This is a genomic window from Bacteroides sp. AN502(2024) (assembly GCF_041227145.1).
GTDB lineage: Bacteria > Bacteroidota > Bacteroidia > Bacteroidales > Bacteroidaceae > Bacteroides.
In genome coordinates, this window is sequence record NZ_JBGFSP010000004.1 from 365,764 (window position 1) to 378,459 (window position 12,696).

Consider the following 12,696-nt stretch of genomic DNA (forward strand, 5'->3'; position numbering starts at 1 on the left):
TTGATTTAAATAAATATTTCTTGCAAATATATACTTTTTCTTGAGTTTTTGCACAATGATTTGTCAAACTACTCCTCAAATAAACGACAAACTTCTGCCTTCGATTCACGAATCAGATCTTCCGGAGCTATTTTTATCTGAAGTCCCCGCACACCGGCACTTACATAAATATATGGAAACTGCCGACTGGTTTCATGGATATAAGTAGGAAAATGTTTCTTCATACCGATAGGCGAACACCCTCCCCGGATATATCCGGTAAGTGGCAAAAGTTCTTTTACGGGAATCAAATCGCACTTCTTATTACCCGAAGCTTTAGCTGCCAGTTTCAAGTCAACTTCATGCTCTCCCGGGATGACACAGACAAAATATCCACTTTTATCGCCGTGCAGCACAAGAGTCTTAAACACTTGCTCAATGTTTTCTCCCAAATCTGCTGCAACATGCACAGCACTCAAGTCGTTCTCATCTACTTCGTAGGGAATTAATTCATAAGTTATCTTATCCCTGTCTAACAACCGTGCGGCATTTGTTTTATTGATTTTCATTTCCGTTGTATTTATAAGTTCTGTATCTGATAAATAAAGAATATGATAAATAATCAGACTCCCAACTCTTCGCGAAGAAACTTAGGTGTATATCCCTTGGCACTCTTCGCAACTTCTTCCGGTGTTCCGTAACTAAGGAGTTCTCCCCCGCCTTTACCACCTTCAGGACCCATATCGATAATATAATCCGCCATTTTAATCACATCCAGATTATGCTCGATGACGATAACAGTATTACCTTTATCCACAAGCTTATTCAATACCCCCATCAGTACGCGGATATCTTCAAAATGAAGTCCGGTAGTCGGTTCGTCAAGGATATAAAGAGTTTTGCCTGTATCTCTTTTCGATAGTTCCGCAGCCAGTTTCACACGCTGGCTTTCTCCACCGGAAAGAGTGGTCGAAGATTGTCCCAGCTTTATGTATCCGAGTCCGACATCCTGCAAGACTTTAATCTTATTCAAGATTTGCGGCACATTTTCAAAGAATTCCACAGCACGGTTGATCGTCATATCAAGCACATCGGCAATCGATTTTCCCTTGAAACGTACCTCCAGTGTTTCCCGGTTGTAACGCTTGCCATGACAAACCTCACAAGGCACATATACATCAGGAAGGAAATTCATTTCAATCGTCTTATAACCATTTCCCATACATGCTTCACAACGTCCGCCTGCAACGTTAAAGGAGAAACGTCCCGGTTTGTAACCGCGAATCTTAGCTTCCGGAAGGCCGACAAACAGGTTACGGATATCAGCAAACACACCGGTATAGGTAGCAGGATTGGAGCGTGGCGTACGTCCCAGAGGTGATTGATCGACATTCACTGCCTTATCGATGTTTTCCAGTCCTTCGACCGAATCGTATTCCAAAGGATCCTGTAAGGAACGATAGAACTTCTGTGACAGAATCGGTTGCAGAGTTTCATTAATCAAAGTGGATTTTCCGCTTCCCGATACACCTGTCACACAAATTAGCTTACCTAACGGAAACTCTACATCGACATTCTTCAGGTTATTCCCTTTCGCCCCTTTCAGCCGGATAGATTTTCCATTTCCTTTTCTACGCTCGGCGGGAATTTCTATCTTCATCTTCCCATTCAGGTATTGCGAAGTCATCGTATCAGTTTTCAGCATCTCCTGGGGAGTTCCGGCAAAAACGACTTCTCCTCCGAGACGTCCGGCTTTCGGTCCCATATCAATGACATAGTCGGCAGCCAACATCATATCCTTATCATGTTCCACCACAATCACGGAGTTTCCCATGTCACGAAGCTCTTTCAAAGAATGGATAAGACGCAAATTATCACGCTGATGCAAACCGATACTCGGCTCATCGAGAATATAAAGCACATTCACCAATTGAGAACCGATCTGTGTCGCCAAACGGATACGCTGGCTCTCACCACCGGAAAGGCTGGCAGAACTGCGGTTCAATGCCAGATAATCCAAACCGACATCCAACAGGAATTTCAAACGTGTACGAATCTCTTTCAGAATCTCCACTGATATTTTCTTCTGCTTATCAGAAAGGAACTCATCTACCTTCATCAACCAGTCATACAACTCATTGATATCCATGTTCGCCAATTCGTTGATATTCTTATCGTGAATGCGAAAATGCAGAGCTTCCTTATTCAAACGGGCCCCTTTACATTCCGGACAAACCGTTGTTTTGGCAAATTGTTCCGCCCATTTCTGTGCTGTTGCAGAAGCATCCTTTTCCTGCAACATCTGAATATACTTCACCACTCCTTCGTAAGTAACAAAGTAATCGGAGGAAGTACCGATCAGCGAACTCTTGATTTTAATCCGTTCATCAGAACCGTGCAATACTTCATCAATCGCATCGTCCGGCAACTCCTTGATCGGAGTTTTCAATGTTGCATCGTACTTCTCAAGCAAAACACCGATTTGCCAGAAAATCATCGCATTCTTATATTTGCCCAAAGGTGCTATCGCCCCTTCATAGATGGAAAGTTCACGATCGGGAATCACTTTGTCCACATCAATCTGGTTGACTACTCCCAACCCCTTGCACTTCGGACATGCTCCTTGCGGTGAATTGAATGAGAAGTTATGTGGAGCCGGTTCACGATATGACAACCCGGTGACGGGACACATGAGCTGCTTACTGTAATGACGGATGCTTTCGGACTGGACATCCAGAATCATCATCAACCCGTCTCCCTGACGCATAGCGGTTGCCACACTCTGTTTCAGACGCCGGTTATCTTTCTCCGCTACCACTAATTTGTCAATAACTACTTCCACATCGTGATTCTTATAGCGGTCGAGCTTCATGCCATGCGTTATTTCACACAGCTCACCATCGACCCGTGCATACAGGTATCCTTTTTTACGTATTTGTTCGAAAAGTTCCCTGTAATGTCCTTTGCGTGAACGAACCACTGGGGCCAGCAAATATATTTTCTTTCCCTTATAATCTTTCAAAATCAGGTCCAGAATCTGCTCTTCGGTATATTTCACCATCTCCTCCCCCGACAGATAGGAATACGCCACTCCCGCACGGGCATACAACAAACGGAGATAATCATAGATCTCCGTAGTCGTTCCTACCGTGGAACGGGGATTTTTATTCGTTGTTTTCTGCTCGATGGAGATCACCGGACTCAACCCTGTTATTTTATCGACATCCGGACGCTCCATATTACCCAGGAAATTACGGGCATACGCCGAAAAAGTCTCGATATAACGGCGCTGTCCTTCGGCAAAAATCGTATCGAAGGCTAAAGAAGATTTTCCACTACCGCTCAATCCGGTGATCACAGTCAAACTGTTACGGGGAATTTCAGCATCAATATCTTTCAAATTGTGCACGCGTGCACCATACACATTAATATATTCTGTTTCCTGCATATTCATATCCTTCCATAAATGTTGCAAAAATAATGTTTCCGACCGAAATATGCTCCTAAAAAAGCAGAATATTATTTTCTTAACTCAAATCTTATGAAGATATAGGGCATTATTTGTACCTTTGTTGCTTGATTTCAAGAACCAATAGTTATAATTTGATGAAACCGATAAACCGAATATTCTTATTTCTGCTTTTTATAAGCGTTTCACATGCTATCAGTTATGCACAGGAAAACCAATCCTATTTCTTGCATACCATCGAGAAAGGACAAAGCTTATACTCCATCTCCAAGATGTATAATGTCACAACGTCAGACATCATACGCCTGAATCCGGGTTGTGACGAAAAGATTTATGCCGGACAAACGATTAAAATTCCTACAGGGAAAGAGAGCCAAAAGGGGGAAACATTCCACACGATTCAAGCCGGAGAAACACTATACAAACTAACCACCCTATATCATGTATCTGCGAAAGATATTTGTGAAGCAAACCCCGGATTGAGTGCCGAAAATTTCCGCATCGGGCAAGTTATCCTGATTCCTCAGAAAAAAGAACAGCAAACCGCTACTACCCCTCAAACGCCTGCTGGAGAGACTACCATTCAAGGCCCCGTTGTTCCGAGATGCAAGGATATGCATAAGGTAAAGCGCAAAGAGACTATTTTCAGTGTGAGCCGTAAATATGGAATCAGCGAGCAGGAGTTGGTTGCAGCCAATCCGGAACTGACAAAGGGGATGAAAAAAGGCCAGTTCCTTTGCATCCCTTATCCGTCAGCAAAGACCGTACAGCCCACGCAGAAAGAAAATCCATACGCTATTCCTCCCAGCAATAGCGAACTTTTCAGCAAAAGTAAAGAGGCTCCCCAAAAGCTGTCCACCATTAAGGCTGCATTATTGCTTCCCTTTCAGGAAGACAAACGCATGGTGGAATATTACGAAGGTTTCCTGATAGCAGTAGATAGTCTGAAGCGTACAGGTACTTCTCTTGACTTATATGTATATGACTGTGGAAGAAATGTTTCTACATTAAATACGATTCTTGCCAAGAACGAGATGAAAAAGATGAATATCATCTTCGGTCCGATGCATCAGAATCAAATAAAACCATTGTCTGACTTCGCAAAGAAAAACGACATACGTCTGGTGATTCCTTTCTCTCAAAAAGGAGAAGAAGTATTCAATAATCCGTCAGTATATCAGATCAACACACCTCAATCTTATTTATATTCGGAGGTTTACGAACACTTCACCCGTCAATTTCCCCATGCACATGTTATCTTCATAGAACCGGTGAATGTCGATAAGGAGAAAGCGGAATTTATCAACGGCTTGAAACAAGAGTTGAGAAGCAAAGGAATCTCCATGAAAACAGTCAGCGAAAGCGCAACGAAAGAGACGTTGAAAGCATCGCTCCGCAGTGATAAAGAGAATATCTTCATTCCGACCTCAGGCGATGATGTCTTACTGATTAAGGTACTTCCCCAACTGACACTGCTAGTCAGAGAGAATCCTGCAGAGCGTATTCATCTGTTCGGCTATCCCGAATGGCAGACCCATACCAAAGATTATCTGGAAAACTTCTTTGAGCTGGATGTATATTTCTATTCTTCATTCTATACGAATACATTGTTTCCGGCAGCTGTGCAGTTTACCAACGCTTACCATAAATGGTATAGCAAAGACTTGGCAAGCAAATATCCCAATTACGCAATGCTTGGCTTCGACACCGGTTTCTTCTTCCTGAAAGGATTATCGCTCTATGGCTCGGAACTGGAAAACAATCTGTCTAAGATGAATCTGACTCCCATCCAGACCGGGTTCAAATTCCAACGGGTGAATAACTGGGGAGGATTTATTAATAAAAAAGTGTTCTTCATACGTTTCACTAAGAATTTTGAATTAGTAAAACTTGACTTCGAATAATACGAGAATGATAAAGATAAAACCATTTTTGATCGCAACGCTCCTATTGACAGGATTGGCCCTTCCCGCCACGGCTCAAATCGGGGAAGCACGAAGCAATTTATCAGTCGGCATCAATGGAGGTGTCAATTTAAACAGTGCTTCTTTTACCCCCACCATCAAACAAAATAGCTTGATGGGAATTACCGGAGGGTTGACCGCACGTTATATATCCGAAAAGTATTTTGCCATGATTTGTGGTGCACAGGTCGAATTAAATTTCTCGCAACGAGGCTGGGACCAATTGTTTGAGATGCCGGGAGAGAATGGAGAGATGGTGAAAGACCCTACTCAAACATACACCCGCAAAATGACATATATCGATATCCCTTTCCTCGCACACCTCGCTTTCGGACGAGATCGAGGATTACAATTTTTTGTTCATGCAGGGCCACAAATCAGCTTTCTCATCGGAGAGTCTGAAACGATTTCAGGTGTAAACATGGACCAGCTTTCCAACACACAAAAAGCCGTGTACGGAGTCAAGATCCAAAATAAATTCGACTATGGTATTGCCGGTGGCGGTGGTATAGAACTCAGAACAAAGAAAGCCGGTAGCTTCATCGTTGAAGGGCGCTACTACTTTGCCCTGTCTGATTTTTACAGTACTACAAAGAAAGATTATTTCGCCCGTGCAGCACATGGTACCATTACCATAAAGCTCACATACTTATTTGACTTGAAGAAATAAAATTGCCCCTCCCCTTCTTCATCCTCCGGGGAGGGGATATCAAACCATATTCAGTCATAGTCAAAAAGGGGAAATATCATCTCAATCTATCCGCAGCCTTTACCATTACCTCATCCCGTCCGATAGCACGAACAGCCAATATATTCAAGATGATAGAAACAAGTGGCAGACACAACGCCCAGCCTATGCGGAACATATTTTCATCATTCTTCAATGCAAAATAAAAAGCGAGAAAAGCAACGTAATAACCTACCAATAATAAGCTGTTGAAAATTGTCATGCGAATCTGTAACATACGGTTCTTATACAAAAAGATGGTAGCCACAGCCACGATGGTGCTAAGCATCAGAATTCCGAATAAGCCCCATGTAGACTGAACAGCACCGCTTAGTTCCACCCCTAACGCCTTAAAAGGATGCTCCCCCATGGCATCAATAAAGTATCCCATCGGCAAACACATGGCTGTAATCAGCAATCCTGTGACAATCAATAAATAAACAGTCTGAATTCGTTGAATCATAAGTATTCTAAATAGTAGTTGAGTTAAACAATAATAGCCAAGCAATAAGAAGCAGGGACCATCATCCCACTTACTACTTGACTATCAAAATCTTCGTCAGAGAAACAACTTACAGAAGTTTTTCTTTCTCCTTAGCCGGATTCTTATAATATATCTTCCCTTCGATGTATTCTTGCGTAGCAATCAAGTCCGGCTTCGGTAATTTCTCATAATAACGAGAAATTTCGATTTGCTCTCTATTTTCAAACACTTCTTCCAAATTGTCATTGTAAGAAGCAAACTCTGCCAATTTCTTAGAAAGATCGTTTTTGATTTCTACACTGATCTGATTAGCACGCTTACCGATAATGGCAACTGTTTCATAAATATTACCTGTATCAGCACAGAGATCCATCATGTCACGGGTTACTGTTGTAGCAGGAGCATTCGTTTTTTTGTAGTCCATAAATCTATTTAAATTTAGTCTTTAATTACTTTTTGTGATTCATTGAATATCTTCTCGGCTTCTTTCAAATATTTACTTTCCGGAAACTCATTCTTAAAAGCATAATACTCATCAATCGTTTCGCGGTAACGATCCATTTTCTTGTCTTCCACGCTATAGATAGCCATTTCATGTTTGGCACGCAGAACCAAAATGGAAAGTTCTTCACGATAATCAGTATAAGGATAATCCTTCAATGCATTCTGAGCAGTGATTACACAAGATTCATAGTTATTCCCCAAATAATTACCCAGATTATAATATAGCTTTGCTGAATAAAGCTCCTTCAAAACCAGTTTATCCTGTAAAGCAAAAATCATATCCTGTGCTTCCTGTTTCCTGATGCTGTTCGGGAAATATTCCATGAACATCTGCAACTGCTGGATAGCCTGATAAGTGCTTGACTGGTCCAAACGTGGTTCCGGAGTGTCCTGAAATAAAGCTTTACCAGCATGGAAACGTGCCAGTTCAGTAAAAGAGCCACGAGGATAGGTGTTGAAGTAGGTGGTAAATGTCTGGGCAGCTGTCTGATAATCTTTCTGATTATAGTAGCTCATTCCCAACATATACAAAGATTCTTCCGCTTTATCGGTTCCTTTCATAATGGTTATCAACTCATTCAACAACGTAGCCGAACGGTTGTACTGTCCCTTCGCGAAATAGTTTTTGGCGGCTTCGTACTTGTATTCATAATTGGTGCTTTTCAGCAATTTGTTATACTCCCCACATGATGTAAGGGTAGCCGCCGCAAGCAAAGATATAATGATATTTTTCTTCATCCTATTAAAAATAATGCGCAAAGTTACTTATTCGTTGGGAATTTAGCAATTAATCTGTGTTTTTTAATACATAAAAGGCGTTAAACATCGACAAAAGGAGAAAAAATGAGGTCGAATTGCCATAGTAACGGTATGTATTGTTTCCGGTATTACTAATAGTATGAACCTGTTTCTTGATATTGATATGTTGCAAACGTAAAGGATTTATTTGGAAAAATGATTTGTTATCTCGATTATTTTAGCGAATATTGCTCCACTTTTTAGGATTTAACTATGAATTATGAACTAACATCAGCTTACAAACCTACCGGAGATCAGCCGGAAGCTATCGCACAGCTTACCGAAGGGGTACTCCGGGGAGTTCCCGCACAGACTTTATTGGGAGTGACCGGGTCGGGGAAAACATTTACCATAGCCAATGTGATTGCCAATATCAATAAACCTACCTTGATTTTGAGCCATAACAAAACACTGGCCGCCCAGCTCTACAGTGAGTTTAAAGGATTTTTCCCCAACAATGCGGTAGAATATTATGTTTCTTATTATGATTATTACCAGCCGGAAGCTTATCTACCGAGCAGTGATACATATATAGAAAAAGATCTCGCCATCAATGACGAAATAGACAAACTCCGGCTCGCCGCCACTTCCGCCCTGCTCTCCGGGCGAAAAGACGTGATAGTGGTTTCTTCCGTATCTTGCATTTACGGTATGGGAAATCCTTCAGACTTCTACAAAAATGTCATCGAAATAGAGCGGGGACGGACGATGGACCGCAATGTGTTTTTACGTCGCCTGGTAGACAGCTTGTATGTCCGCAATGATATTGACTTGAACCGTGGGAATTTCCGGGTCAAGGGGGATACGGTGGATATTTGTCTGGCTTATACCGACAACCTGCTGCGTGTCACCTTTTGGGGGGATGAGATTGACGGCATCGAAGAGGTAAACCCTATCACCGGAGTTACTATAGCCCCATTTGATGCCTACAAGATTTACCCGGCCAACCTGTTCATGACTACCAAAGAGGCTACTCTCCGTGCTATTCATGAAATAGAGGACGATCTGACCAAGCAAGTAGCTTTCTTCGAGTCTATCGGCAAAGAATACGAGGCCAAACGACTATATGAGCGAGTAACTTATGATATGGAGATGATCCGGGAATTGGGACATTGTTCCGGAATTGAAAACTACTCCCGTTATTTCGACGGTCGTGCTGCCGGTACTCGTCCTTATTGTTTGCTCGACTTCTTTCCGGATGATTTCCTGATCGTTATCGATGAAAGCCACGTAAGCGTACCTCAAATCCGTGCGATGTACGGAGGAGACCGTGCACGTAAAGTCAATCTGGTGGAATATGGGTTCCGATTGCCTGCGGCTATGGACAACCGTCCGTTGAAATTTGAAGAGTTTCAGGAGATGGCGAAACAGGTAATCTACGTCAGCGCCACACCGGCAGATTATGAATTGATTCAGTCAGAAGGTATCGTCGTAGAGCAGGTGATTCGTCCTACGGGTCTGCTCGATCCTGTCATCGAAGTGCGTCCGAGTCTTAATCAGATTGACGATTTAATGGAAGAGATCCAGCTCCGCATTGAAGAGGAAGAGCGCGTGCTCGTCACTACACTGACCAAACGAATGGCAGAAGAACTGGCAGAATATCTTCTTAATAATCAGGTAAGATGCAATTATATCCATAGCGATATCGATACATTGGAACGCGTGAAAATTATGGACGATCTCCGGCAAGGAGTCTATGACGTACTTATCGGAGTCAACCTGCTCCGCGAGGGACTCGACCTTCCGGAAGTGTCTCTCGTCGCTATCCTCGATGCAGACAAAGAAGGATTCCTCCGCTCCCACCGTTCGCTGACGCAAACGGCAGGACGTGCGGCCCGTAATGTGAACGGCAAAGTTATCATGTACGCCGACAAAATGACGGACAGCATGAAGTTGACCATCGACGAGACTAACCGCCGCCGTGAAAAACAGTTGGCATACAACGAAGCAAACGGCATTACTCCGCAACAAATCAAGAAGGCTAGAAATCTGGACGTATTCGGTAATGCAAACTCCGAAGCAAATGAATGGCAGAAAGAGAAACATGCTTATATTGAACCTGACACGCCCAATATCGCTGCCGATCCGGTGGTACAATATATGAGTAAACCGCAAATGGAAAAGAGTATCGAACGCACCCGTAAACTGATGCAGGAAGCAGCCAAGAAACTGGATTTTATTGAAGCCGCACAGTATCGTGACGAATTGCTGAAACTGGAGGATTTGATGAAAGAGAAATGGGGATAAGACCTTCCACATTTCAAGACATTCGGACATAGACACTGAAAGCAGCACACTCCAATGGCTAAGTATCGTTTAACGCACAAAGCTGTCGAAGACCTTGCCGATATCTGGAACCATACCCTCGATGAATGGTCGGAACGACAGGCAGAAGACTATTACAATATGCTGAATGAATAAGTAAACTCTTATATTACACAATGATTATCAAAGAATAGAACTCTTAACAAACCTGTATTTTAGCGCTCAATTTATTAATTAATATTATAAAATCATCAATTAAGGATTGATAATTTGCAAAGTTACCGAAATCCCGTACCTTTGCAATGTGTTTTTCATAGTATTAGATTTAAGGTTAACAAAGGTTGGAGCAAGGCGTTGCTCCTTTTTTTATGTCTATACGTCATCAGCTGGAAAAGATATAACGGAAACTCTCTAAAGAATAAATAGGAGGATTTCAGATATAGACTGATCGTTCATTACGACTGAATCTATTCATGCAATCCTCCCCTTTTTTTATAGTCGGATTACTCCTACTTCAAGTGATGATAAATCAAAGCGCCTTCTCTATGGCATTTTTAATCAACGGTTCCATGATATCATATCCCTCGCTCGTCGGATGAACTCCATCTTTTGTATATTGAGGATCCAAGGCTTGATGATCGCCGGCCACCATTGCCTTATAATAATTAACGAACGGAATTTTATTAGCTTTAGCATAAGCCTCTATACGAGCATTCAAAGCTTGAATCTTCTGTGGAGCATCTTTTATTTCCATTCTCCACTTAAATGCGGCAGCAGGCAATACGGAAGTCAAAATTACTTTTATTTTATTCGCTTTCGCCAGTTCCGCCATAGAAACGATGTTTCCGAATGTATAATCTTCATTATAAGCTTGTGTATTTTCAGCGACATCATTTGTTCCGGCATTAATCACCACTAAAGCAGGAGAAAGATTAATCACATCTTCCCGAAAACGTAACAAGAATTGATAGGAAGTCTGCCCACTGATTCCACGGCCAATATAACCGTTTGATTTGAAAAAATCGGGATGAGTCCTTACCCATCCTTCCGTAATGGAATTTCCCATGAAAATAACCCGCTTGCCTTTCTTGGTCGCTTGTGGAAGTGCAGCATTTTCTTTTGAATAACGACGTAGATTAGCAAAATCATTTTTCTGTGCATAGCTTTCTCCTACCGAGAAACTCAAGCAAACAACAGCCAATAATATCCATTGACCCCATCTTCTTTTATCCATGTTTATATTAAGTATTAGTAATATGATATTTTATGCAAAGATAAAAAAAACTCCATATATAGGCATCCAAAACAACAAATAACCGTTAAGTCGAAGGAGTTTTTTCTTAATCTATGTTATATAACATATTGTTTTTCTTGAATTATTTGCTATTGTCGCAAAAGTCCGTACCTTTGCAATGTGTTTTTCATAGTATTAGATTTAAGGTTAACAAAGGTTGGAGCAAGGCGTTGCTCCTTTTTTTATATCTATATGCTTGTTTTCCCTCCAAAAAATAGTATTTTTGTAAAGTCATAATTATTATCAGGAACATGAAACGCAAACTATTTTATATCGCTCTAATAATACAAAATGCCATGAACAAATTATACTTATTATTCATCTGCTTATTCAGTATCACAGACCTATATTCACAAGATCTAATAACCGAAGCCAATTATCTAAAAGAAGATAGTATTATTTGGATGAATTATGAAAAACGACAAGCACAAGCTACTCCGACCTGCTTTTTAACGGATAAGCAACACATAGTAAAAGTAAAATGTACAGGTCTTCATATAGAATTATTCAATAAATATATTAATCACAGTAAATAGTAATGGAACAACCAATTCAACTCAACGATCACAACAAGCAGGAGTATCCTCCCATGCATACAGCAGAGCATCTACTCAATGCAACCATGGTAAAAACCTTCGGTTGCCCACGTTCTCGCAATGCCCACATCGAAAGAAAAAAGAGCAAATGTGACTATACACTTCCGTCATGTCCGACAGCGGAACAAATCCAGTCCGTTGAAGATAAAGTAAATGAAATAATCGGTCGGAACCTGCCTGTGACTGTTGAGTTTATGACTCATGAACAAGCCAAAGATATCGTAGATTTAAGTAAGCTGCCCGCCGATGCAAGTGAAACTCTTCGCATTGTCCGCATTGGAGATTATGATACTTGTGCCTGCATCGGATTACATGTATCCAATACTTCTGAAGTGGGTACCTTTAAAATCATTAGTCATGATTATGACGATGAAAGGCAAACACTAAGAATAAGATTCAAACTGATCGAGAAGAAATAATACATTTTGTCACCTATATGGTAAATTTGGCATTATTACAATGACAAATAGACAATTTTAGCCTTTAAAGTCTCTTGGCATAAGGTTTGCATTTATAAAAGCGAACAACGGTTCGAAAGCGGATGACGAAAACCGGAACAACCGGTACATCGGAAGTGCAAATACCGAGTTCAAGATTTATGAATTGAATGTTTAAC

At 41.4% G+C, this 12,696-nt stretch carries 11 protein-coding genes; 5 read left to right on the forward strand and 6 right to left on the reverse strand.

Translation table 11 applies throughout. From position 1 onward, the window contains the following. Window positions 1–68: 68 nt before the first annotated feature. Both ybaK and uvrA read right to left on the reverse strand, forming a co-directional pair. On the reverse strand, window positions 69–548 hold the full coding sequence (gene ybaK, locus AB9N12_RS16510; protein ID WP_369893232.1) for a Cys-tRNA(Pro) deacylase: 480 nt from the start codon (window positions 546–548) through the stop codon (window positions 69–71). Between the two features lie 53 nt (window positions 549–601). Next, window positions 602–3,427, reverse strand: a complete 2,826-nt coding sequence (uvrA, locus tag AB9N12_RS16515; protein WP_369893281.1) for an excinuclease ABC subunit UvrA — start codon at window positions 3,425–3,427, stop codon at window positions 602–604. Between the two features lie 158 nt (window positions 3,428–3,585). Between uvrA and AB9N12_RS16520 the strand changes: the two genes are divergently transcribed. Then, window positions 3,586–5,352 carry a LysM peptidoglycan-binding domain-containing protein gene (locus tag AB9N12_RS16520; RefSeq protein ID WP_369893233.1) on the forward strand — a complete coding sequence of 589 codons (1,767 nt, stop codon included), beginning with the start codon at window positions 3,586–3,588 and terminating at the stop codon, window positions 5,350–5,352. Window positions 5,353–5,359: 7 nt separating this feature from the next. Beyond that, window positions 5,360–6,082 carry a porin family protein gene (locus AB9N12_RS16525; protein WP_369893234.1) on the forward strand — a complete coding sequence of 241 codons (723 nt, stop codon included), beginning with the start codon at window positions 5,360–5,362 and terminating at the stop codon, window positions 6,080–6,082. Between the two features lie 76 nt (window positions 6,083–6,158). On the opposite strand, the gene AB9N12_RS16530 is transcribed toward AB9N12_RS16525, so the two are convergent. From AB9N12_RS16530 to AB9N12_RS16540, 3 genes are all read right to left on the reverse strand, one after another. Further along, window positions 6,159–6,602 (reverse strand): DUF4293 domain-containing protein, encoded by a 444-nt coding sequence (locus AB9N12_RS16530; protein ID WP_369893235.1) that lies wholly within the window; start codon window positions 6,600–6,602, stop codon window positions 6,159–6,161. Between the two features lie 109 nt (window positions 6,603–6,711). Further along, window positions 6,712–7,047: a DNA-directed RNA polymerase subunit omega gene (locus AB9N12_RS16535; RefSeq protein WP_369893236.1), complete on the reverse strand. Its 336-nt coding sequence runs from the start codon at window positions 7,045–7,047 to the stop codon at window positions 6,712–6,714. Between the two features lie 14 nt (window positions 7,048–7,061). Further along, a complete protein-coding gene (locus AB9N12_RS16540; protein WP_369893237.1) occupies window positions 7,062–7,865 on the reverse strand; it encodes an outer membrane protein assembly factor BamD in 804 nt (267 codons plus the stop codon). A gap of 273 nt (window positions 7,866–8,138) precedes the next feature. Here AB9N12_RS16540 and uvrB point away from each other — a divergent pair, with 273 nt between their 5' ends. Next, entirely contained in the window at window positions 8,139–10,172 is a 2,034-nt protein-coding gene (gene uvrB / locus AB9N12_RS16545; RefSeq protein ID WP_369893238.1) for an excinuclease ABC subunit UvrB, read from the forward strand. Between the two features lie 54 nt (window positions 10,173–10,226). Beyond that, on the forward strand, window positions 10,227–10,346 hold the full coding sequence (locus tag AB9N12_RS16550) for a type II toxin-antitoxin system RelE/ParE family toxin (protein WP_369893239.1): 120 nt from the start codon (window positions 10,227–10,229) through the stop codon (window positions 10,344–10,346). A 373-nt stretch (window positions 10,347–10,719) separates the two neighbouring features. Here AB9N12_RS16550 and AB9N12_RS16555 read toward each other — a convergent pair whose 3' ends face one another. Beyond that, the gene (locus AB9N12_RS16555; protein WP_369893240.1) at window positions 10,720–11,424 is read right to left on the reverse strand and encodes an SGNH/GDSL hydrolase family protein; all 705 of its coding nucleotides are present in this window, start codon (window positions 11,422–11,424) and stop codon (window positions 10,720–10,722) included. A 598-nt stretch (window positions 11,425–12,022) separates the two neighbouring features. Between AB9N12_RS16555 and AB9N12_RS16560 the strand changes: the two genes are divergently transcribed. Continuing rightward, entirely contained in the window at window positions 12,023–12,499 is a 477-nt protein-coding gene (locus tag AB9N12_RS16560) for a hypothetical protein (protein ID WP_369893241.1), read from the forward strand. Window positions 12,500–12,696: the final 197 nt, after the last annotated feature.